Here is a 24,197-nt window from a genome sequence, read left to right on the forward strand (position 1 = left end):
ATTATATTTTAGAAAGTAAATTTCTGAAGTTTGTTTTCTCATCAATGATCCTTCTCAACTCTGAAACAGGAACTCTTTCCTGCTGCATTGTGTCTCTGTCTCTGATGGTTACCGTATGATCCGTTAAAGAGTCATGGTCAATAGTGATACAGTATGGAGTACCGATGGCATCCTGTCTTCTGTAACGTTTTCCGATGGCATCTTTCTCCTCGTAGAATAAGTTGAAATCATATTTCAGATCATTGAAGATTTTTTCTGCATATTCTGCTAAACCGTCTTTCTTCATCAATGGAAGAATAGCGGCTTTAATTGGCGCTAATGCCGGAGGTAAAGATAAAACCGTCCTTTCTGAACCGTCTTCCAATACTTCGTCTCTTAAACAGTGTGAGAATATAGAAAGGAATAATCTGTCTAAACCTACTGAAGTTTCCACTACATAAGGAACATAGTTTTCGTTTCTTTCAGGATCAAAGAACTGAAGTTTTCTTCCTGAGAATTCTTCATGCGCTTTTAAGTCGAAATCCGTTCTTGAGTGAATACCTTCCAATTCTTTAAATCCGAATGGGAAATTAAATTCAATATCAGCCGCAGCATTCGCATAGTGAGCCAATTTCTCGTGATCGTGGAATCTGTAGTTTTCATCTCCTAAACCTAAAGCTCTGTGCCAGTTCAGACGTTTTTGTTTCCATTGCTCGTAGAATTCAAGTTCTGTTCCCGGAGCAACGAAGAACTGCATTTCCATCTGTTCGAATTCACGCATTCTGAAGATAAACTGTCTTGCAACAATCTCGTTTCTGAAAGCCTTACCAATCTGTGCAATACCGAAAGGAAGTCTGTGGCGCGAAGTTTTCTGTACATTCAGGAAGTTCACAAAGATACCCTGAGCGGTTTCAGGTCTCAGATAAAGATCCATTGCGCTGTCAGCAGAAGCTCCCAGCTTTGTTCCGAACATCAGGTTGAACTGTCTTACTTCCGTCCAGTTTTTAGAACCTGTATCAGGATCTGCAATCTCAAGCTCTTCAATCAAAGCTTTTACATCAGCAAGGTCTTCATTTTCCAGAGATTTTGCCAGTCTTGAAAGAATAGTCTCTCTTTTTGCTCTGTATTCCAAAATTTTTGGATTCGTTGCAACAAACTGATCTTTATCGAAAGCATCACCGAATCTTTTCGCTGCCTTTTCGATTTCTTTGTTCTCTTTATCTTCAATTTTAGCACAATAGTCTTCCACCAAAACGTCTGCTCTGAAACGCTTCTTAGAATCTTTATTATCAATCAATGGATCGTTGAAAGCGTCTACGTGGCCTGATGCCTTCCATGTCGTTGGGTGCATTAGGATCGCCGAATCAATGCCGACAATATTTTCGTTAAGCTGTACCATAGCTTTCCACCAATATTGTTTGATATTATTTTTTAGTTCGGCACCATTCTGTCCATAATCATAAACAGCGGATAAACCATCATAGATCTCACTCGATGGGAAAATAAAACCATATTCTTTAGCGTGAGAAATCACTTTCTTGAAAACATCTTCTTGCTTTGCCATAATTTTTTATGTCTGATGTGCAAAAATAATGTTTTTTATTGGGAAAATATTAATACCTGTAAGATCCTACATTAGAGATGGTCATCAAGATGCATCCTCCGGCACCAATGATAAATAAAATACCGGCAATAATAAACAGTAATATCTTTGCTATTCTGTATTTTTTTAATGGGACAAAAAGAATTGTAGCGATCGTTATAATAACAGAGATCACAATCAATTTTACAAAAAAACCAAAATAGTCTGTCATTTTTTTAAAAATTACGGTAAAAACCTTTTACTAATATAAACAATTTATTTAAAGCTTAGCCATAAGGAGCCGGGAACCTGCTTTCGCTACTCGCTTTTTCTGTATTTGGCGGCGGCCTTGCCGCCGCCAAATACAGAAAAGAGCTCAAACATACCGCTCAATCAGGGCTATATCGATCGAAAATTTCTACTTTTGCACCATGTTAGAAATTCTTTATCGCGACGAGCATCTTATTGCCATCAATAAACCCAGCGGATTATTGGTTCATAAATCTTTCTATGCGGGAGAAGCCGATACCTACGCTATTCAGGAGCTGAAGAAACAGATTGGGCAAAAAGTGTATCCCGTACACCGGTTAGACCGAAAAACTTCGGGTGTTCTGCTGTTTACCTTAGATAAAGATACCCTTAGAATCATGAGCGAACAGTTTGCATCACGAGAAGTAGAGAAGAAATATCTGGCTATCCTTCGTGGCTGGACAAAAGAAGAAGAAACAATTGATTATGATTTAGTCAATGAAAATGAAGTTAAGCAAAATGCAGTTACGTACTACCGCCGTTTGCAGACTTCAGAAATAGATTTACCCTTTTTAAAACATCAGACCTCGCGATATTGTTTGGTAGAAGCAATTCCTGAAACGGGAAGATTTCATCAGCTGAGAAAACATTTTAAACATATTCTGCATCCTATTTTAGGCTGTCGCAAGCATGGCTGCAATAAACAGAATAAATTGTGGCTTCAAACATTTGAGATCAGTAAAATGACGCTTCATGCCCATCAATTGATTTTTAACCATCCTATTTCTAATGAACGAATTACAGTAAATGCAACTATAGATGATGAATTCAGAAGAGTAGGGGATATTCTGAAACTAGATCTGAGTGCTTACTCTTAATTTAAACCAAACGATTAAATCTACCTAGCTTCATTCACCCTATTCTCTCTTTTAGATTTTATAAATAAAACATTTTGATAAAATATCACAGGTTAATCAAAGATTAATTTTAAAATGAGTAATTTTGTAAAACTTTTTTTCAATGTACAAATCGCTCATTCGTCCGATTCTTTTCAAATTTGACCCTGAAGATGTTCATCACTTTACATTTTCAATGCTTAAGAATTTTGGATTTCTTACCAAACTATTTTTCTCAAAACCTATTGAAGACAAACGTCTGGAAAGAGAATTTTTTGGATTAAAATTTAAAAATCCTGTAGGACTGGCAGCCGGTTTCGATAAAAATGCAGTATTATTTAACGAATTGGGAGACTTAGGTTTTGGTTTTGTAGAAATTGGAACCGTAACCCCAAGAGCTCAGGCCGGAAATCCTAAGAAAAGATTGTTCCGTCTCATTGAAGATGGCGGAATTATCAACAGAATGGGATTCAACAATGAAGGTCTTGAAGCGGCTATTGAAAAACTGAAATCCAACAAAGGAAAAATAATCATGGGTGGAAACATCGGAAAAAATACAGATACAAGCCCGGAAAATTATACCCAGGATTATCTGGACTGTTTCGAAGGTCTTCATCCTCATGTTGATTATTTTGTACTGAATGTGAGCTGTCCGAATGTAGGAAGCCACGCCAAACTTGAAGATGTAGAATATCTGAGAGAGCTGATTACAGAAGTAAAGAAAATAAACCAGTCAAAATCTGTACAGAAACCTATATTACTTAAAATTGCTCCGGATCTTAACAATAATCAGTTAGACGAAATCATTGACCTGATTGCTGAAACAAAGATTGATGGTATCGTGGTTTCCAATACTTCCGTAAACAGAGAAGGGCTGAAAACCTCTCCGGAAGTCTTAGAACAAATCGGAAATGGTGGATTAAGCGGAAAACCTATCCGTGAGAGAAGTACAAAAATGATTAAGTACCTTTCTGAAAAAAGTAACAGAGCATTTCCAATTATTGGGGTAGGAGGAATTCATTCTGCAAAAGATGCTATGGAAAAACTAGATGCAGGAGCCAGCCTGATCCAGCTGTACACCGGATTTATTTATGAAGGTCCGGAACTGATCAACGAAATCAACAAGGAAATTCTGAAAAGAGCAAGCAGATTACCAAGATAATAACAAAAAGAGAGTTGATATGACTCTCTTTTTTATTTTGACTTTACGACGGTTGCATTTTTAATATCAACGGTAAATGTATGAGCTGGTGTGCTATCGGATTTACCTATTTTATATTTGATCGTTTGCCTGTCTTTGGATTTTGTTTTGGTAGCATCATAGATGTTTTCCAGACAACTTTCTATCAGGAATTCTTGATAGTGTTTATAATTCCAGTCTTTGGTAAAATAAAGAACCCTATAGCCTTTTTCTCCTTCACTTGCTCCACATCTTCCACAAGCATTAAAATTTGATGTCTGCTCAAAATAGAGCAGAACTCTGTTTCCGTTTTCTCCGGCTGCATAGGAAATTAATTCGTTTCCACCCGCTTTATTAATGAAATCATAAGTATTGATCTTTTTATTGTTAGGCAGGAACAGGTAATTGTTGAGACGATAAATCATAGCATTACCTGTAAATAATTTAGCCGGCTGAACTTTTTTGCCCAGATAAAAATGCCCGGGAATCGGGTTGTTATTCATACTAATATTTTCGAATATAATAGATTCCTGAGGAGCTAATTTTTGGGCTGTTTCATCTGTTTTTTCTACTTTCTGAGGAGAGGTGATCTGCTCTTTCAGAAGCTTAGAATTTTGTTTTTGTTTGCTTCCAAAATTATACAATGACAGGTTTCCATAATAATTATATATTCCGGTGAGGGGGATTTTCTTTTTGTATTTGTCGTAATAATACCATCCGACAACGTAATGCTGATACTGGTCACAATCTACCACACCTGTATAGTTGAGCTCTATAGTAATAGGTACTCCGCCGATCTCTCCGGTAAAAGTCTGTGAAGAATCCGTTACTTTCTTGAATTCAACCTTCTGGCAGAGAAAAAATGAGAGGGAAAAGAAAAAGAATACGGTGAAAATTTTTTTCATGGTTGAGTGATCGTGGATTTTAGTTTTTTAAATGAAAAAGTGTGTGATGGTGTAGATAATCAGTCCTACCAGACCTCCAACCAGTGTTCCGTTGACTCGGATAAACTGCAGATCTTTTCCTACTTCCAGCTCCAGCTTTTCACTCAATTCTTTTCCTTGCCAGTTCCCAACAGTTGTACTGATGAGGTTCCCGAATTGATGGGTGTTTTTCAGAATATATTTATAAGCTGTCACACGCACCCAATGATCAATTTTGTTCTGAAGGTTTTCATCAGTCTTTAAATTTTGGGCGAACTCATTCAGATTTTTAGTAAGATAATTTTTCAAAGCAGAATTCTCCTCCTGAAGTTCTTTCATCAGTGTTTTTTTAATGGAAACCCAGATGTCATTGGAATATTCATCCAGTTTATCATTTTTCAGAAGCCCGTTTTTAATGGTTTTAAATTCCTCATCCCATTTCGGATCTTCTTTTAGATCAACAGAAAATTCATGAATTTTCTGGGTAATTAATCCTCTTACTTCATGTTCAGGATTTTCTTCTATTTCTTTGAAAAAATCAGAAAGTCCGTCTGCAATTTTATCCGCAATTTTAGTATCTACAAATGATGGAATGAAAGAATAGCTGCCTTTTTTTACCCGCTCCTGAATCATTGCATCGTTCTCAATGATGTATTCTTTGATTTGTTTCGAAAGATTGGTAATGATTCTCTGATGATCATTTTTTTCCAGAATATAGCCAATTCCGTTTCCAACCACTTTATTAAGCTTAATATCATCCGTCATTTCAGAAACCTTTTTACTGATAAACTGGCTTACCGTAGAATCATCAAGCTTATTAAGAATATCAAGAACAATATCAGAAAGATTTTTAATCAAAATCTCCTGGCTTTTTTCCTTGCCCAGCCATTCCCCTACAAAATTAGAAACTTTAAGTTTTTGGATATAAGGACGGATATTCTGAGGAGAAAGGAAATTGCCCACCACAAAGCTCCCAAGATTGTCTCCCAGTCTCTGTTTACTGTTCTCAATCAGATTGGTATGAGGAATAGGAAGTCCCAGAGGATGACGGAATAATGCGGTTACTGCAAACCAGTCAGCAAGTGCCCCTACCATAGCAGCCTCAGCAAATGCCCGTACATAGCCGATCCAATGAGAGTTATTAGACTTCTGTAAGATAGTGGTAACAATGAAAATAATAGCCATCAGGACAAATAATCCTGTGGCAAATGCTTTATATTTTCTGAGTTGTTTTCTTTTTGCTTCGTCATTCATATTCTCAAATTTACTAAATTTGGTTATGAAACCGTTTAATCTTAATAAAAGCTTTTAAACCTCACAACTTTTGCGGTTAAAGAATGAAATTTACGATGAAATTTTTAGTTTCAGTCACTTTATTATTTTTTCTGCAGGCATGTACGCAGAAATACGAACCCCTTAAAACCCCTCCTATGGAAAATACAGAAGCAAAAAACAATCCATATTATTCCAGAACAGATACTACAAAACTTAATGTTTCCAATGATGAATGGAAAAAAATCCTTGCACCGGATTTATATTCAATTGCCAGAGAAGCAGCAACAGAAAGAGCTTTTACAGGAAAATATAACGAATTTGATGAGATAGGAGAGTATTATTGTGCGGTGTGCGGAAATCATCTGTTCCGTTCTACATCAAAATTTTCCAGCAGCTGTGGCTGGCCAAGTTTCTTTGAAGCGGATAAAGAAGGAGTCTATTATGTAAGAGATCAGTCTTATGGGATGGACCGTGTAGAGGTGCTCTGCAAAAGATGTGATTCCCATCTGGGACATGTTTTCGATGACGGGCCGAAACCTACAGGGCTGAGATATTGTATGAATTCTGTGAGCCTGGAATTTGTTTCGGATTCGCAAAAATAACTGCTTTATTTCACAGAATCAGGACGTTAAAGTTTCTTAAATAGCGTTAAACTTTTTAGAGTTATAACCCCTTGGTAATTATGTTTTTATAATTTTGCCCCACTAATTTGGATTTATATAGTATTGGATGAAAGGATTTTATAGCGTATTAGGCCTTGTTTACATGGTGACGACTTCATTCTACATTTCCCCAAGAGTAGCGGCGAAAAGTGAGAATGTAAAAACAACGAAAACTGAAAAAGTAGCTGAAACGAAATCTGAGAAGAGCACAACAGCTGTGTCTTCATCAGAAGCACTGTACCAATCTATTGCCTTTGACCCTGAACATGAACTGAACTATGAAGTGTTCTCAAAAGCATTGACTGGCTATGAAAATTTAAAAAAAGCAGGATTGCTTACCCAAGACTCGCATTTATTGACTATCTGCGATTTTTCTATGTCTTCTAACACAAAAAGACTTTGGATCATTGACCTGGAAGACAAAAAAGTTCTGTTCAACTCTTTAGTGGCACACGGAAAAAATACTGGCGAAGAATTTGCGACGAATTTTTCTAACAAGGAAAGTTCGCTGCAGAGCAGTCTGGGATTTTATATCACGGATGCAACATATCAGGGTGATAATGGATACTCTCTTAAGTTATTGGGAATGGATAAGGGCTTTAATGATGCTGCATACAGAAGAGCAATTGTAATGCATGGTGCGGATTATGTGAGTGATGCATTTGCTTCGATGCACAAAAGAATTGGAAGAAGCTGGGGATGCCCTGCCGTCCCAAGAGAACTGACACAGTCTATAATCAATACGATTAAAGGAAAAAACTGTCTGTTCATCTATTATCCTGATCAGAATTATCTTTCTTCCTCAGAATGGTTGAAAGCATAAAGAAAAAAAGAGCAGTCAGATTTGGCTGCTCTTTTTCTTTTAAAATAGTCCTGCAATTCGAAAAATAACAATTACATTTATATAAACCTTTTAGCCTTAAAGTATAATAGAATGATGAATGGACAAGATGAAAATCACAAAAATATAAGTGTAGCTCTGGAAACATCTACAGGATTCATTCCAGCCATAAGACTGATTAATAATCCTGATGGCTCATGTACTTTTGAGAAAGGTAAAATGCCCACTCTTAAACATATCAATGCAAAGGGTTTCTGGATAAGTAATGAAACGGAAGAATGGGAAAAAAATGACCATCCGGCACCCAGAAGGCAATATGTTGTTACCATCAAAGGGAATGTAAGGTTTAAAGTAACAGATGGATCTACATTTATTATTGAACCAGGAATCATCCTTTTAGCTGAAGATCTTAAAGGAGCCGGACACAGCTGGGATATGGTGAAAGGTAAAAAATGGGAGCGACTTTATATTCCGATTGTAGAGAATGAGGATGACTTTTTCATTCCTGATGCGGATTTTATGTAACAGTTAAAGATAAGATAGAATAAAAAAATCCCTGCATGAAATCATACAGGGATTTTTTTATTTTAATTCAAATTATATGAATTTCTTGAAAATTAGAGTAGCATTGTGCCCGCCAAAGCCAAAAGCATTACTTAAAGCATAGGTAATATCTTTTTCTTTCGCTTCTCCAAATACAATATTGATGTCCTTCGGGATATTCTCATCAATAGAATGAAGGTTTATGGTTGGAGGAATAATTCCGTTTTGAATGGCTTTAATAGAAAGAATGGCCTCCACAGCTCCCGCAGCTCCCAACAGGTGGCCTGTCATGGATTTTGTAGCACTGATGTCAAGATTCTTACTTCCTTTAAATAATTTATTAATTCCATTCAGCTCAACCAGATCTCCAAGTGGAGTAGAAGTGGCATGAGGATTAATATAATCAATATCATCTACATTGATTTCAGCTTCATTAAGAGCAAGCTGCATGGCTTTGATTGCTCCAACACCGTCAGGATGAGGTGCCGTCATGTGATAGGCATCCGCTGTCATTGCTGCACCTACCAATTCTGCATAGATTTTTGCTCCTCTTGCTTTGGCGTGCTCATATTCTTCCAGAATCAAAGTCCCGGAACCTTCACCCATCACAAAACCATCTCTTTCTGCATCGTAAGGACGGCTGGCGGTTGCAAAGTCGTCATTTCGTGTAGACATGGCTTTCATAATGGAAAATCCTCCGATTGAAGCAGGAGAAATAGCTGCTTCAGAACCACCGCTCACAATTACTTTTGCTTTTCCAAGACGGATATAGTTGAAGGCATCCATTAATGCCGTATTTCCTGTTGCACACGCTGAAACCGTTGTATAATTGATTCCCTGAAGACCATATTTCATGGAAATCATTCCCGAAGCCATATTGGCAATAAATTTCGGTACAAAGAAAGGATTGAATCTTGGTGTTCCGTCGCCTGCTGCAAAATTCATGACCTCGCTTTCGAAAGTCCACATTCCTCCTTGTCCTGTTCCCCAGATAACACCTACATCAAATGGGTCCATGTTTTCCAGTTCAAGCCCGGAATCTTTTAATGCCTCCGCTGTAGAGTACATGGCATATTGTGAAAATAAATCACTTCTTTTGATTTCGTTGTGTGTTAAATGAGCTTTTGGATCAAAGTTTTTAACCTCACAAGCAAAATGTACTTTAAATTTTTCTGTGTCAAAATGGGTGATTTTGTTTGCTCCACTCACTCCATTGATACTGTTTTGCCAAAATTCTTCGACATTATTTCCCAAAGGCGTCACTGCGCCAAGACCTGTAATGACAACTCTTTTCATACTTAGTTATTGATTTTGAATAAATTCGAGGTTCCCCTCGCTATTAAGCGGGTCTTATCTGCGTTCCATATTTCGCACTGAGCGTTTACAAACTGCCTCCCTCTTTTAATGATTTTAGTTTCGGCTACAATATTATCATTTTCTTTTGCAGTTGAAAAATAATCAATGACATTATTTATAGTGGTAATGAAAGAATTTTCATTTAAAGAAAACATCGTGGCACCGATGACATCATCTATAATGGCTGCGGTAACTCCACCATGAAGATTTCCGATCGGGTTCAGCCATTCTGGTCTTACGGTATATTGAAATTCCAGCTGCCCTTCTTCTACAGAAAGGACAATAGGATTGAGCCATTTCATAAAAGGAGATGGTGACTGATCAAATTCTTTGCCGATGAATTGTTTTAATTGTGCTAATCTATCCATACCTGAGTTTTTTACTTTTCTAAAATCATGGTTACTCCCTGTCCACGGGCTGCACAAATGGATATAAACCCTTTTCCGCTGCCTTTTTCATGAAGTAATTTGGCCAATGTTGCAATAATTCTTCCTCCTGTAGCCGCAAATGGATGGGCTGCTGCAAGGCTTCCTCCTTTTACATTCAGTTTGCTTCTGTCTATTTTGCCCAGGGCTTTTTCCAATCCGAATTTTCGCGCAAGTTCATCATTTTCCCAGATTTTTATGGTGGCTAAAACCTGTGCGGCAAATGCTTCGTGAATTTCATAATAATCGAAATCAGACAGATTCATACTTGCTTTTTTAAGCATTCTTTCTGCTGCGAAAACCGGAGCAAGAAGCAGATCCTGTTTATGTTCTACATATTCTATTCCTGCCAGTTCTGAAAAGGTGATGTAGGCTAAAATGGGTAAGTTATTGGCTTTTGCCCATTCTTCACTGGCCAGCAATACCGCTGAAGCTCCATCGGTAAATGGGGTTGAATTTCCTGCCGTTAAAGTTCCGTTCTGTTTATCAAATGCAGGTTTTAGTTGTGAAAGCTTTTCAAAACTACTGTCGCGTCTTAAATTATTATCTTTATCTAAGCCAAAAGCCGGAGTGATCATATCATCAAAGAATCCTTCATCATAGGCTTTTGCCATATTCTGATGACTTTTTAAAGCCAATTCGTCCTGTTCTTTTCTGGGAATATTATAATATTTTGCTGTAATTTCTGTGTGCTCTCCCATTACCAGCCCTGTTTTAGGTTCCTGTCCTTTGTAAGGAATTGGCATCCAGTCTTTCAATTTTGGGCTTAGCAGTTGTTTTAATTTTCCAAATGCTGATTTTTCTTTATTGGCTTTTAACAGGGCTTTTCTTAATCTTGATGAAGACTCAAACGGAATGTTGCTCATGGCTTCCACTCCGCATGCAATACCGGATTCTATCTGTCCTAATGCAATTTTATTTCCAATATAAATAGCGGCTTCAATACCTGTATCACATGCCTGCTGAAGGTCACATGCAGGAGTTGCAGGGTCAAGAGTTGTATTCATTACAGTTTCTCTGATGAGGTTACTTTCTGAAATATGCTTAATCACAGCACCGCCCGCAACTTCTCCGAGCCGTTTTCCTTTTAGATGATAACGGTCTATCAACCCGTTTAGAGAAGCAAGCAGGAGATCCTGGTTCCCCTGTTCCGAATAAGCGGTATTCATTCTGGCAAAAGGAATTCTGTTGTATCCTACAATAGCCACTTTTTTTGTTTCCATATTGTATAATTTATGATGGAAGAATATTGAGTTCATGATCAATCATGTAGGTGATTTTATCTAACGCATGGTTTAGAAAGCTTTGATCACCCATGGTTTTTGAAAGCAGGATTCCGCCTTCAATAAGCATAATGAATAGGGAAGCGTATTGCTCAGCATCGATGTTTGTACCAATTTCGCCTTTTTTTTGTCCCTCCAGAATTGCTGCTGATATTTTGGTCATCCATTGTTCGAATGATCTTCTAACCTGAGTTTTTAAGGCAGGAAAAGAATCATCAGCTTCTGTTGCTGCATTCATTAAAGGGCATCCGCCGTTGGCAAAAACAAACTTCCAGTTTTTCCGGTAAAAATCTACAAGCGCATGAAGTTTATCCAATGAAGTGTGAAACTCTTCTCCAAAAGAGCGACTGAGCGTTTTACCCAGCAATCCGGCATTGTATTTATAAACTTCAATAGCTACTTCATCTTTATTTTCAAAATTTCCATAGATACTGCCTTTCGTCAGTCCGGTTATCTGGGTAATGTCAGACAGCGATGTGGAAATATAACCCTTCGTATTAAAAAGAGTTGCTGTTTTCTCGATGATATGCTGTTTTGTTTTTTCTGCCTTCGACATTATAAATGTTTAAATACAATGCAAATATACAAAAATATACCACTCGGTATATTTTATTAATAAGATTAATTGATGTAAATATTGATGGCTTAAGTTTGGGCTAAAGCCAATAGGTTTGTTTTTAAAATAGAAAAACGGGCTAAAGCCCGTTCCTATTGATATAAATTCTTTGAATCTTAATTCTCTAGAGTAGCATTCAATGTAATTTCAAAGTTGAATGCTGCACTTACAGGGCATCCTTCTTCAGCAATCTTAGCGAATTTCTGGAATTCTTCTTCCGAAATTCCCGGAACTTTTGCAGTAAGAGTCAGTTCAGATTTTGTAATCTTTCCGATGTTGGGGTCAAGAGTTATTACAGAAGTTGTTTTTAATTCTTCAGGATTGTAACCTGCCTGAGATAATTCTGCATCCAGTTTCATTGTGAAACATCCGGCGTGAGCTGCTGCCAGTAATTCTTCAGGGTTTGTCCCAACACCATCTGCAAAACGGCTGTTGAAAGAATATTGAGTCTGATTTAAAGTGGTACTTTGAGTAGTTAAGTGTCCTTTTCCTTCTTTGATGGTACCGTTCCAAACGGCTGTTGCGTTACGTCTCATAATGTTTGTTTTTGTATTTAGTATTGTTTCTTTTTGATGTTACAAAGGTATATCGTTGATAGGGAGTATTCAATAGATAAAAGGTGTTAAATCTTGTACTTTTTTCCCGAGGAGTAATTTTTTTTGAAATTAGCAGGTGTACTTCCTGTTTTATTGGTGAAAAGACGGTTAAAATAAGCAGGATCTTCATAGCCGAGATCGTAGGCGATTTCTTTGATTGGCTTATCTGTATAGAAAAGTAATCTTTTAGCCTCTAACAAAATCCTGTTGATGATCAACTGATTGGGAGATTCCAGATGTAAGTTTTTAAATTTATGAGTTAAAGTTTTTGGGGCTATGTGAAGCATTTCTGCATATTCTGCTACATTGTGCTTTTCTCTGAAATGAATTTCCAGATATCTGCTGAAATCCCGGAAAATATCAAGCTCACTGCCTGGAATTCTGACAGAGCTATTGTCTAAATTCTGTTTCTTCCATTTGCGGGTAGCCCGGATGATGATCTGTTTTACATAGGTTCTGATCATTTCCTCTGCGGAAGAATCTTTCCACTCAAGCTCATCCTGAATATTCTGAAACAGATCTTTTATAAGAGTGGTTTCTGAATCATCAAGCTCTACGAAAGGAATTTCAAATACATTATGAAAGAGAAGCCCGTCGCAGGCCACTTCTTTATCATGAATCTGAATGCAGTAGAAATCACGGTTGTAGAAAAGAAGGATAGATTCATCTTTTCCTTTTTGGATATTCAGATGCTGGTTTGTCAAAAAAAATAATGAAGGAGTCTTTATTTTATAATGATTAAAGTCTACCGTAAGTTCATATCCGGAAGGAATAAAAAATACTTTAATATCTGTATTGAACCGATTTCCGTCGAAATTCTCCAGATTTTCTTCCGAAAATACCTCCAGTCCGAGTCTTTTATATTGATCTTCAAAAATAAGCGGTTGCGGCATACTTTAACTTTAGTTTAAAGATACAAAAAAGCATGATTTTGACTCTATTAAATTATTGAAACGTAAATTTCTGATGTCTGACATACTGAATTGGAATAAAATAAATAGGAAATATATTTTTACATTGATATTATTTTATCATTTTTACAAAGATTTGTATCGCGACCTATATTATTTAATCTTTTTTCATAACTACCTGTATGAGCGAATTAGAAAATATTCTGAGAGAAATAACTCCACTGTCTCCTGAGGATAGTTTTCTCGTGTTTGACAGGATTAAAGCGTCTTTCGACTTTCCGTACCACTATCATCCGGAAATTGAAATCAACTTTATCTACAAAGGAAAAGGGTATCGCCGAATGGTTGGAGATCATACCGGAGAGATTGGAAATATAGAGCTGGTATTGGTAGGTCCCAATCTGCCACACTGCTGGGCCAATTACAGATGCAAAAACAGAAAAACCCACGAAATTACTATACAATTCAATCAGGATTTCTTTCAACAGTCGCTCATGGAGAAAAATATCCTGAAGCCCATCAATAATCTGATGAAAGATTCCATCAGAGGAATTCTTTTTTCTTCCGAAACTGCTGAGAAACTAAAAGATTCGTTTCTCAACCTGTCCAAGATGAACAGCTTTGAGTCTTTTATAGAAATAATGAAGATTCTGAACGAATTGGCTGTAGCAGAAAATAAAATACTTTTATCATCCTATAGTATTGAACTCGAGACTTTTGCTGATAATGATAAAATGAAGGTTGTTCATGATTTTGTGCATAAGAATTTTGAGAATAAAATAACGTTGGATAAAGCAGCCTCATTGGTGAATATGAGCAATGTGACGTTCAACAGATTTATCAAAAAAAGAACTGGGAAAACCTTTATTAATTATCTGAATGAGATAAGGATCAGCTATGCTGCACGCTGGCTGATGGAAAAGAATCTTACTGTTTTTGAGATCGCTTTTGAAGCCGGATTTAATAATATTGCCAACTTCAATAAGGTATTTAAATCCATCAAAAAGACAACACCAACGGAATTTAAAGAACAATTTAAAGGCGTTAAAAAAATTGAATAATACTCTTTTAAGTTTCACTTTTTCTACAAATAAAAGACATAACCGGACATAAGCATCCGGTTTTATTTTTGATAAAAATGAAGATAAATCCTCTTTTTTTGATAGAATTTAATCAGGTGTATTTTGTTGGTATTTAGAGGTTTAATCGGGTTTGAATAAAATTGCTGAAAAAATAATATCGTTTTATGATAAAATAGTATTATATCAGACTGGTTACAAAATTTAGATTTGTGAATGTGAATTAAATCTTAACAAAACTTTAAATAATTTAATACATAAACAGCAAAATTTTGCTGAAAAAACAATAATTGTTTTTGTATTGAAAAATAAAGCAATGTAATTGATTCTCAATTAAATCTAACGAATCTATACCTTATGAGAAAAGCAGTTATACCCGTTCTGTTCGTTTTTTCAATTTCTGCGAATGCACAGGAGAAAAAATCAGCCGATACTACGAAGACAAACAGTATTGAGGAGGTCGTAGTCACCTCTTTGGGGATAAAAAGGCAGGCCCGCTCTTTGACGTATTCCAGTCAGCAGATTGGCGGGGATGAGCTTACTGAAGTGAAAACTCCCAATCTATTAAATTCGATCAATGGAAAAGTTTCCAATGTACAGATCAACAGAACCAATGGTGTAGGTAGCTCCGTAAGGGTGATTATGAGAGGGAATAAGTCTGTATCAAACAGCCAGCCCTTGTATGTAGTGGATGGAATTCCTATTATCAACGGAACAGGAAAATCTGCGGATATAAGTCAGTATTCCAATATGCCGGATCCGGGAGATGTACTGAGTTCTATTAATCCTGATGATATTGAGAGCATCAACTTCCTGAAAGGAGCATCAGCATCAGCATTATACGGTTCCGCAGGTGGAAACGGAGCTATTTTGATTACCACAAGAAAAGGAAAAATAGGGAAGAGCTCGATCTCTTATAGCTCGAGTTTAACGGTTGAAAGAGCTTATAGCTTACCCAAACTGCAACATAGCTATTTATCTTATGATCCATCCGATCCTACTCAATCTCCGGGAAATAATATTGAGAGCTGGGGAGCAAAAGGAAGTTCGAAGGACTACGTTAAAGATTTTCTGCAAACCGGAACAACTTGGGTAAACAGCCTTTCTTTCCAATCCGGAAACGAAAAATCAACCAACTACTTTTCCATTGGAAATACGACCAATAAAGGGGTGATCCCAATGTCTTATTTTGATCAGTATAATGTGTCATTCAGAAACTCAAGTAAATTTCTTGATGATAAACTGACATTGGATGCTAATTTCATTGGTTCCTTACAGGACAGTAAAAACAGACAGACTCCGGGAGCATCTTTCTCTCCTTTAGCAAGTTTATACTGGCTGCCGAGAGGGGTAGATTTCGATCAATATGGACCGGATAACTACTCTTTCATAGATAAAAAAAGACTTTTACCTGCACAAAACTGGTGGGAAGTAAAGCCTGACGGAAGTTTCAAAGGAAACCCGGAAACCCAAAATCCATATTGGATTTTAAACAGAAACGCGGTTACGGTTAAAAATAAAAATGCATACAGCGCAGTTTCATTGTCTTATGAGATCAATCCATGGTTGACTGCGCGAGTAAGAGGTAATTATAGCTGGAACAGTTCAGACAGCCAGCGTGATATTTCGGCTTATTCAGCGCCAAGTTTATTGGCAGGAGGACAAAACGGAAGAATCCTTAAAAACGTATACGAAAATTCGTCTACTTATGGTGACGTTTTATTGATTGGTAGTCCAAAATTAAGCGAATCAATTTCTTTAGACTTTACCGTTGGAGGAAGTGTGAATACTACAAGTAATAAAGTAACACAGATTGATAATGCTTATCTGTCCAATCCTAATTTGTTTGCAATAAACAACCTGCAATGGAATGTAGACCGAAGCCCGGGAGATGGATATCATAATATCTACTGGAACCTGAAAAAACAGGTGCGATCAGTTTTTGCAAGTGCTTCAGTAGGATATAAGAATATGTTTTATGTAGATATGACCTTTAGAAATGACTGGGATTCTACTTTGGCATTAACAGGAAGAAGCGGATTTGATTATGAGTCTGTAGGAGCGAATGCGATCTTATCTTCTATCTTTAAACTTCCGGAAGTGATTAATTTCTGGAAAGTAAGAGGTTCTTATGCAACTGTAGGGTTAGGATTACCAGCCAATATTTCTAATGCAATGGTTGCCTATTATAATGCCTATTCTTATGGAGTAGATGCAGGAACTATTGTATATCCGAAAAGCTCATTCGTTACCAGCCGCCCAGACCTTATTCCTCGCCCGGAACTTAATAAAACGTTTGAGGCAGGAACTGAGTTGAGAATGTTCAGCAACAGATTAAATTTTGATCTTACCTATTATAACTCTAATGCCAGCAATCAGTTGTTGGAGACAACTATTGGATCTAACTTTGGAGGAATTCCATCAGGTTCATACTACATTAATGCAGGGAAAATACGCAATACAGGTTTTGAAGCCTCTTTATCATACAAAGTCTTTGGGACAGAGAAATTTGGCTGGACAACGACAGTAAATGCTTCTGCAAACAAAAATACAATTGTTGAATTATTTCCATCAAGCTTGCCAATATCAGAAAACCAGCTTTTCTCATTAACGGGTGGTGGAGATTTCACAAAATTGAGACTGGGAGGATCTTTTGGAGATCTTTACGGAGTTAAATTCAAAAGAGATGATCAGGGACGTGTTTTAGTAGATGAAAATGGAGTTCCATTAGGTACCACAGGTGATCCTCAATATTTGGGTAATCCAAACCCTAAGTTTATTATAGGTTTTAATAACTCTTTTAATATTGGTAAACTGGGAATATCTTTCCTTATTGATGGTAAATTCGGAGGTAAAGTGTTGTCTCTTACTGAGAAAGCAAATGATTTGTACGGAGTAAGCCAGACGACTGCTGATGCAAGAGATGCTGGTGGAGTATCCATTCCAAACGCAGTATATGCTCCGGGAACACCGTTGGCAGGACAAGCTTATAACGGAGTTACCGATGCTAAAGCATATTATAAAAGAACAGGTGGTGCCGGTGGTATTGGGACTGGAATTGATGAGGCTTATCTGTACAGTGCAACAACGGTACGTTTACGTCAGGCGTCCATTTCATACAGCTTTGATATTCAATCAAAATATATGAGAAATGCAACGGTAAGCTTAGTGGGAACCAATTTATTCTTCTTCTATAAAAAAGCACCATTTGATCCGGAACAAGTATCAGGAAATACACCTGGCGGGGTTGGGGTAGATTCATTCGGACTGCCGGTTACCCGTTCAATCGGACTATCATTAAAGGCTAACTTCTAATTTAACGAAAATGAAATTCAATAATATTAAAACACTGGTATTGGGTGCAGCAGTCTTGATGACTGCTTCCGGATGCGGTGATCTAGATCAGTATAATCAGGAAAAGCTAGGGAATCCTGAAAACATGTATGCGGATTACAACGCGGTTGTTAATCCTTTAAAATCCCTTCAGAGAGGTCTTCAGTCAGATTATCAGCTGTATCCCAACCTGAGTGCGGATATGTTCAGTGGTATGTTCAGTACCGCAAGCCAGTTTAATGGTGGTAAGAACAATATGACCTATTTTATGATGGATGGGTGGAATAACAGGATTATTGCCAGACAGCAGGATATTTTCAATTATTCTATCATCATCGATAACGCCGCTAAAAACTTCTATCCGGGAATTGATTTTACAGGAACATTTGCCGTTAAAAAGATCCTAAAGGTAATCACGGCGGCAAGAGTATCAGACAATCATGGTCCGGTAGTATACAGCAAATATGAAACACCCAATGCAAACGGGGTAACGGATTTTGATTCTCAGCAGGATGCATATCAAAACTTTATCAATGACCTTACTGTGGCTATTACAGATTTGCAAAAAATACAGAATATGCCTGCTACCGGAAATGAAGGTGATAAAGCTGCATTAAAAAGAGCGGACTTGGTGTACGGTGGAAATATGGCACAATGGGCAAAACTGGCCAATTCATTAAAGCTGAGATTAGCCATGAGAATGAGCTATGCCGATCCTGTGAAATCAAAACAATATGCAGAAGAGGCATTGGCTTCATCTGCAGGATTGATCACTGATAATGCAGATAATGCTTTGATCAGCGTGGGACAGTCAGAATTAAGCTTTATCATCTACTCATGGGGAGACTGTTTGATCGGAGCACCTTTGATAGCTTATATGAATGGATATAATGACCCAAGACTTCCTGCATATGCTATTCCTGCAACTGATCCTGGTCTTCAGGGGAAATATATAGGAATACGCCAGGGAATTGATTTATTAAATGGTAAATCAACATACGGTGGATTCTCTCAGCCACAGGCAAAATCTGCCAGCGGAGATTATTTCTCAGGAACTGATGGTAAAATGAAATTATTCACCGCTGCAGAAACATGGTTCCTAAAAGCAGAAGCTGCTTTAAGAGGATATGCAGGAGCTGGTGATATTCAAACCAACTATACTACCGGAGTTCAGCAGTCTTTCGGAGAATGGGGGAAAAGTGCAAGCGTTGCTACTTATCTTGCTGATACAACTTCTACAGAAGCACCTTATGTTGACCCGAAAAATGCAGACAATAACATCGCTTTAGGACATCCTCAGCTAAGTACCATCACGATTGCATGGAACAACGGCGATACCAACGAAAGAAAATTAGAAAGAATTATTACCCAGAAATGGCTTTCTCTTTATCCAAACGGACCGGAAGCTTGGGCTGAGCAGAGAAGAACAGGATATCCAATACTTTTCAAGGTAAGAAAAAATGATAGTGGCGGAGCCATCAGTACAGAAGGGATGATCAGAAGAATTCCTTTCACTGTTGATACCAAAACTTCACTTTATAATTACCAGCAGGCTGCACAGATGCTTAACGGCCCTGATACCGGAGGCACAAAGCTATGGTGGGATAAGAAATAAAAAATATTCAGAATCACTCATTAATAAAGAGACATCTCAACATCAGATTTTTATTTGATACATTCATTGAGGCAGGAGAATAGAGTAGAATCTCCAAAAAATTTATAGTTTCGTTTTTTTAGCCTGAATGAATTGTTGAGATGTTCTCTTTTTATTAGAATCTTATTTTTAAATATGGGAAAAAACAACTCCGAAACCCGCCGGATTCAGCCAATTCTTTGGATTTCCACATTATATTTTGCAATGGGTGTTCCCTTTGTAACCATTAATGCGGTTTCAGGAATCATGTATAAAGATATGGGTATTTCGGATTCACAGATTACATTCTGGACAGCCCTTATCATGTTCTCCTGGACATTAAAGCCTCTTTGGAGCCCGTTCCTGGAGATCTATAAAACCAAAAAATTCTTTGTTGTTTTTACTCAGTTTGCGATAGGAATTCTTTTCGCATTAGTAGCCTTAAGTCTGCCAATGCATGATTTTTTTAAATACAGTATTGCTCTTTTTGCAGTAGTGGCATTTTGTGGAGCTACCCACGATGTGGTAGCAGACGGAACGTATATTGGCTTTTTAACCAATAAAGAGCAGGCAAAATACATTGGCTGGCAGGGTGCATTTTACAATCTGGCTAAGATCATCAGCAGTGGAGCATTGGTTTATTTCGCTGGTGTTTTAGAAAAAACAAAAGGTGTTACGCATGCATGGATGATCATTATGGTGATCTATGCATTACTGTTTTTTGTGTTGGCTATTTACCATTATTTTATTCTGCCAAAAGAAGACAAAGAAGAACAGAAAGATGAAAAAACTGCAGGAAATGTTCGTCAGGAACTATTGGAAGTAATTACCTCTTTCTTTACCAAAAAGAAAATTTTATGGTGTATACTCTTCATTATTCTGTACCGTTTTGCGGAAGGGTTTGCCATCAAAATTGCTCCTTTATTTTTTAAAGCTCCAAGAACGTCAGGAGGATTAGGGTTATCAACTTCAGATATCGGGCTTATTTACGGAACATACGGTTCTGCAGCATTTATCTTAGGATCTGTTCTGGCAGGATATTTTATCTCAGCCCGCGGATTGAAAAGATCTCTAATATGGCTGTGCTGTGCATTCAATATTCCATTTGTGGTGTATGCTTTATTAGCGCATTATCAGCCAGATACTCTTTTACCGGTAGGAATTGCCGTGGTAGTGGAATATTTCGGTTACGGATTTGGTTTTGTAGGGTTAATGCTCTACATGATGCAGCAGATTGCACCCGGAAAACACAAAACAGCTCATTACGCATTTGCAACAGGAATCATGAATCTTGGTGTAATGATTCCCGGAATGTTCAGCGGAATGATCAGTGACTGGATCGGATACAAAATGTTCTTTATCTGGGTATTGATCGCTACTATTCCTGCATTTTTAGTCACTTTATTTGTCCCTTTCCCTCATCCGGAAAATCAGAAAGAACAACAAATCAATTCATAATAAATAAAAATAAAAAGTAAAAATACTTTATGACAGCTCAATCAGTAATGATCCCTTGGCAGGATCGCCCGGAAGGTTGCAATGATATCATGTGGAGGTTTTCCGAAAACCCGATCATTAACAGATACGCGATACCAACATCCAACAGTATATTCAACAGTGCCGTGATTCCTTTTGAGGACGGATTTGCCGGAGTCTTCCGTTGTGATAACAAGGCAGTACAGATGAATATTTTTGCTGGTTTCAGTAAAGATGGAATCAATTGGGATATCAATCATGATCCTATTGAAATGCAGGCAGGAAATACAGATATGATTGAATCCGACTACAAATATGATCCCCGTGTAACCTTCATAGAAGACCGTTACTGGATCACTTGGTGCAACGGATACAATGGTCCCACCATCGGAATCGGGTATACTTTTGATTTTAAAGAATTTTTTCAGTGCGAAAATGCATTTCTTCCCTTCAACAGAAACGGAGTTTTGTTCCCTGAAAAAATCAATGGTAAATATGCCATGTTGAGCCGTCCGAGTGATAACGGACATACGCCTTTTGGTGATATTTATATTAGCTACAGCCCTGATATGAAATACTGGGGAGAACACCGTTGCGTGATGAAAGTAACGCCTTTCGAAGACAGTGCATGGCAGTGTACAAAAATCGGAGGAGGGCCGGTTCCTATCAAAACAGAAGAAGGATGGCTGCTTTTCTATCATGGAGTGATCAATACCTGCAGAGGATTCAGATATTCAATGGGAGCAGCTTTGCTTGATCTTGAAGATCCTACAAAAGTATTGTACAGAACGAAGCCTTATCTGCTGGCTCCGGCTGAATTGTATGAAATGACAGGAGATGTACCGAATGTGGTTTTCCCTTGTGCCGCATTGACTGAAGGAGACAAAGTAACAGTATATTACGGTGCTGCTGATACCGTAGTTGCGATTGCCTTTGGATATATCTCAGAAATCATTGATTTTATGAAAAAGAATTCAATTTAATACAGTAATATAAAGTTTAGGAAAATAGGTTAATCATCTTAATTTTCCCTTTTACTGGGAATTTTATAATGGTTTTCCTATTTTTAAACCAACTTTTAAACAAAAAAATCTCCGATACCTCTCTTATCATGAAAAAAGAACTGTTAATCTGCTTTTTTACCACCCTGATTTCTGTAGCCAATGCCCAGCAAAATAAAAACGATGTTTTATCTTGGGTAGATCCTTTCATAGGTACAGGAGGACATGGGCATACGTTTCCGGGGGCAACTACGCCATTCGGGATGATACAGCTGAGTCCGGATCAGAATACAAAAAGCGGCGATTGGGACTGGTGTTCCGGATACCACTACAGCAGTAAAACCATCATGGGATTCAGTCATAACCATTTAAGCGGGACAGGATGGGCAGATCTTGGAGATATTCTGGTAATGCCTACCGTGGGACAGGTAAAAATGGTTCCCGGATCTGAAGAAAAGCCAGAGACAGGTTACCGTTCAAAATTCACCCATGATAAAGAAATAGCTTCTCCGGGATATTATTCCGTAATGCTGGACAGCTATGGAATTAAAGCAGAGCTTACTGCTTCCCCAAGAGTCGGATTTCATAAATATACTTTCCCGAAAAGTAGCGAAGCCAATATCATCATTGATCCTACGAATAAAATCTTCGGAAACATCTACCATACTTTAGTAAGTGTGGAAGGCAATAATAAAATCAAAGGGTACTGCTACAGCAACGGCTGGGGAGGTAAACGATTTGCTTACTTCGTAATGGAGTTTTCCAAACCGTTTAAGTCTTACGGCGTGTATGCTGACGGAAAAATCAAGAATGATGAAAAAATTGCCCTTGCCAAGGATGCTAAGGCCTTTGTAAGATTCTCAACAGAAGATCAGGAAAGCATAGAAGTAAAAGTATCTTTATCTCCCGTGAGTACAGAAAATGCACAGGAAAACTTCGATACAGAAGCAACAAATGTTGACTTTGCCAAAGCAAAAGAAACCGCTCAAAAGACCTGGAGAGATCTGATCGGAAGATTCCAGGTGACAGGAGGAACCGACAGCCAGAGAAAAATTTTCTATACCGGAGTTTACCATACATTCATTGCACCCAACCTATATATGGATGTAAATGGAGACTATGTTGCCGCTCAGGAAAACATGAATACCAAATGGTTCACCAACTACAGTACTTATTCTTACTGGGACGGATTCAGAGCAACACATCCATTATTAACCATTATGGATCAGAAACATACAAAAGAATTTGCCAATTCTCTGATCAGCAGATATACAGATCGTAAAGACCACATGCCGATCTGGGAGCTTTGTGGATATGACAATTTCTGTATGTTAGGCTATCACAGTGCTTCGGTAATCTGGGATGCTATTTCAAAAGGAGTTCCGGGTATTGATGCTGAAAAAGCATTTGCAGCGATGAAAGATGCTTCTTTAACAGATAAAATGAGCAGCAGTGATGGGGGCGGAGGTCTTAATGATTATATCAAATTAGGCTACACTCCATCAGAAAATGGAGCTTCTGTTTCGGCAACACTGGAATACTCCTATGATGACTGGTGTATTCAACAGCTTGCTGAAAAATTAGGTAAAAAAGAAGAATCAGAAGTGTATAAAAAACGTTCTATGAACTTCCTGAATACCTTCAATAAAGAAAACAACCACTTCTGGCCAAGACAGAAAGACGGGAAATTCTTAGCAGATTTTACCCTTAATGACTGGAAAAAACTTCAGCCACACTGGGTTTCCGGAAACATCTGGGCGTACGACTTCTTTGTTCCTCATCAGATTGATGAAATGATGAATCTGTACGGAGGGAAAAAAGGATTTGAAGAAAAACTGGATAAAACCTTTACAGAAGCACTTCATATGGAAGGAGAGCAGCATGTAGATATCTCAGGATTCATCGGATCTTTAGGATTCGGGGATGAGCCGGGACATCATGTTCCATACCTGTATAATTATGCAGGAAGTCCGTATAAGACTCAGAAAATGGTAAAATATATCCGCGACAATATGTATGCCGCTAAACCTGATGGAATCGTCAATAACGAAGACTGCGGGCAAATGTCAGCATGGTATATCTTCTCATCATTAGGGTTCTATCCTGTGACACCCGGGAAACCTGTTTATGCTATCGGAGCACCACAATTCCCGAAAGCTTCTTTAAAGCTTGAAAATGGTAAGACTTTCACCGTGATTGCAGACAAAATCTCCGACAAAAATCTCTATGTACAGAAAATGTTCCTGAACGGAAAAGAATACAAAAGCTGGGAGTTAAATCACAGCGATATCATGAACGGTGGTGAATTGAGATTCGTAATGGGTAGCAAACCGGTAAAATAAGACTAATAAAAATAAA

Annotated in this window: 21 protein-coding genes; 11 read left to right on the forward strand and 10 right to left on the reverse strand. The window is 37.7% G+C overall.

What is annotated here, in order from left to right:
• Nucleotide 1: 1 nt before the first annotated feature.
• Nucleotides 2–1,543 (reverse strand): glycine--tRNA ligase, encoded by a 1,542-nt coding sequence (locus tag LKL37_RS16230; protein ID WP_431611544.1) that lies wholly within the window; start codon nucleotides 1,541–1,543, stop codon nucleotides 2–4.
• Between the two features lie 49 nt (nucleotides 1,544–1,592).
• Entirely contained in the window at nucleotides 1,593–1,793 is a 201-nt protein-coding gene (locus LKL37_RS16235) for a hypothetical protein (RefSeq protein ID WP_431611545.1), read from the reverse strand.
• Nucleotides 1,794–1,992: 199 nt separating this feature from the next.
• Between LKL37_RS16235 and LKL37_RS16240 the strand changes: the two genes are divergently transcribed.
• Nucleotides 1,993–2,688, forward strand: a complete 696-nt coding sequence (locus tag LKL37_RS16240) for a pseudouridine synthase (RefSeq protein WP_431611546.1) — start codon at nucleotides 1,993–1,995, stop codon at nucleotides 2,686–2,688.
• A 142-nt stretch (nucleotides 2,689–2,830) separates the two neighbouring features.
• Nucleotides 2,831–3,868 carry a quinone-dependent dihydroorotate dehydrogenase gene (locus tag LKL37_RS16245; protein ID WP_431611547.1) on the forward strand — a complete coding sequence of 346 codons (1,038 nt, stop codon included), beginning with the start codon at nucleotides 2,831–2,833 and terminating at the stop codon, nucleotides 3,866–3,868.
• 32 nt (nucleotides 3,869–3,900) lie between these two features.
• Here the strand turns inward: LKL37_RS16245 and LKL37_RS16250 are convergent, their stop codons facing one another.
• Together LKL37_RS16250 and LKL37_RS16255 are read right to left on the reverse strand one after the other, a co-directional pair.
• On the reverse strand, nucleotides 3,901–4,791 hold the full coding sequence (locus tag LKL37_RS16250; RefSeq protein WP_431611548.1) for a hypothetical protein: 891 nt from the start codon (nucleotides 4,789–4,791) through the stop codon (nucleotides 3,901–3,903).
• Nucleotides 4,792–4,818: 27 nt separating this feature from the next.
• On the reverse strand, nucleotides 4,819–6,063 hold the full coding sequence (locus LKL37_RS16255; RefSeq protein ID WP_431611549.1) for a DUF445 domain-containing protein: 1,245 nt from the start codon (nucleotides 6,061–6,063) through the stop codon (nucleotides 4,819–4,821).
• Between the two features lie 176 nt (nucleotides 6,064–6,239).
• On the opposite strand from LKL37_RS16255, the gene msrB reads away from it, so the two are divergent.
• From msrB to LKL37_RS16270, 3 genes are all read left to right on the forward strand, one after another.
• Complete coding sequence (gene msrB, locus LKL37_RS16260; protein ID WP_431611550.1) at nucleotides 6,240–6,686, forward strand: peptide-methionine (R)-S-oxide reductase MsrB; 447 nt, start codon at nucleotides 6,240–6,242, stop codon at nucleotides 6,684–6,686.
• 127 nt (nucleotides 6,687–6,813) lie between these two features.
• Nucleotides 6,814–7,569, forward strand: a complete 756-nt coding sequence (locus LKL37_RS16265) for a murein L,D-transpeptidase catalytic domain family protein (protein ID WP_431611551.1) — start codon at nucleotides 6,814–6,816, stop codon at nucleotides 7,567–7,569.
• Between the two features lie 111 nt (nucleotides 7,570–7,680).
• Nucleotides 7,681–8,112, forward strand: a complete 432-nt coding sequence (locus LKL37_RS16270; RefSeq protein WP_431611552.1) for a hypothetical protein — start codon at nucleotides 7,681–7,683, stop codon at nucleotides 8,110–8,112.
• A 72-nt stretch (nucleotides 8,113–8,184) separates the two neighbouring features.
• Here the strand turns inward: LKL37_RS16270 and fabF are convergent, their stop codons facing one another.
• From fabF to LKL37_RS16300, 6 genes are all read right to left on the reverse strand, one after another.
• Nucleotides 8,185–9,426: a beta-ketoacyl-ACP synthase II gene (gene fabF / locus LKL37_RS16275; RefSeq protein ID WP_121486484.1), complete on the reverse strand. Its 1,242-nt coding sequence runs from the start codon at nucleotides 9,424–9,426 to the stop codon at nucleotides 8,185–8,187.
• A 2-nt stretch (nucleotides 9,427–9,428) separates the two neighbouring features.
• On the reverse strand, nucleotides 9,429–9,854 hold the full coding sequence (locus tag LKL37_RS16280; RefSeq protein ID WP_431611553.1) for a PaaI family thioesterase: 426 nt from the start codon (nucleotides 9,852–9,854) through the stop codon (nucleotides 9,429–9,431).
• Between the two features lie 11 nt (nucleotides 9,855–9,865).
• Nucleotides 9,866–11,134, reverse strand: coding sequence for an acetyl-CoA C-acetyltransferase (locus LKL37_RS16285; protein ID WP_431611554.1), 1,269 nt, complete (start codon nucleotides 11,132–11,134; stop codon nucleotides 9,866–9,868).
• A gap of 10 nt (nucleotides 11,135–11,144) precedes the next feature.
• On the reverse strand, nucleotides 11,145–11,750 hold the full coding sequence (locus tag LKL37_RS16290) for a TetR/AcrR family transcriptional regulator (protein ID WP_431611555.1): 606 nt from the start codon (nucleotides 11,748–11,750) through the stop codon (nucleotides 11,145–11,147).
• 176 nt (nucleotides 11,751–11,926) lie between these two features.
• The gene (locus LKL37_RS16295; RefSeq protein WP_002982623.1) at nucleotides 11,927–12,346 is read right to left on the reverse strand and encodes an OsmC family protein; all 420 of its coding nucleotides are present in this window, start codon (nucleotides 12,344–12,346) and stop codon (nucleotides 11,927–11,929) included.
• Nucleotides 12,347–12,432: 86 nt separating this feature from the next.
• Nucleotides 12,433–13,299 (reverse strand): helix-turn-helix domain-containing protein, encoded by an 867-nt coding sequence (locus LKL37_RS16300; RefSeq protein ID WP_431611556.1) that lies wholly within the window; start codon nucleotides 13,297–13,299, stop codon nucleotides 12,433–12,435.
• 200 nt (nucleotides 13,300–13,499) lie between these two features.
• Between LKL37_RS16300 and LKL37_RS16305 the strand changes: the two genes are divergently transcribed.
• From LKL37_RS16305 to LKL37_RS16330, 6 genes are all read left to right on the forward strand, one after another.
• Nucleotides 13,500–14,378 carry an AraC family transcriptional regulator gene (locus tag LKL37_RS16305; RefSeq protein ID WP_105700508.1) on the forward strand — a complete coding sequence of 293 codons (879 nt, stop codon included), beginning with the start codon at nucleotides 13,500–13,502 and terminating at the stop codon, nucleotides 14,376–14,378.
• Between the two features lie 375 nt (nucleotides 14,379–14,753).
• Nucleotides 14,754–17,711: a SusC/RagA family TonB-linked outer membrane protein gene (locus tag LKL37_RS16310; RefSeq protein ID WP_431611557.1), complete on the forward strand. Its 2,958-nt coding sequence runs from the start codon at nucleotides 14,754–14,756 to the stop codon at nucleotides 17,709–17,711.
• A gap of 10 nt (nucleotides 17,712–17,721) precedes the next feature.
• On the forward strand, nucleotides 17,722–19,344 hold the full coding sequence (locus tag LKL37_RS16315; RefSeq protein ID WP_431611558.1) for a SusD/RagB family nutrient-binding outer membrane lipoprotein: 1,623 nt from the start codon (nucleotides 17,722–17,724) through the stop codon (nucleotides 19,342–19,344).
• A gap of 174 nt (nucleotides 19,345–19,518) precedes the next feature.
• Entirely contained in the window at nucleotides 19,519–20,820 is a 1,302-nt protein-coding gene (locus tag LKL37_RS16320; RefSeq protein WP_431611559.1) for an MFS transporter, read from the forward strand.
• A gap of 29 nt (nucleotides 20,821–20,849) precedes the next feature.
• Nucleotides 20,850–21,821 (forward strand): glycoside hydrolase family 130 protein, encoded by a 972-nt coding sequence (locus tag LKL37_RS16325; RefSeq protein ID WP_034691616.1) that lies wholly within the window; start codon nucleotides 20,850–20,852, stop codon nucleotides 21,819–21,821.
• Between the two features lie 128 nt (nucleotides 21,822–21,949).
• A complete protein-coding gene (locus tag LKL37_RS16330) occupies nucleotides 21,950–24,181 on the forward strand; it encodes a GH92 family glycosyl hydrolase (protein ID WP_431611560.1) in 2,232 nt (743 codons plus the stop codon).
• Nucleotides 24,182–24,197 lie beyond the last annotated feature (16 nt).

It is taken from the genome of Chryseobacterium sp. 'Rf worker isolate 10', assembly GCF_050753305.1.
Lineage (GTDB): Bacteria > Bacteroidota > Bacteroidia > Flavobacteriales > Weeksellaceae > Chryseobacterium.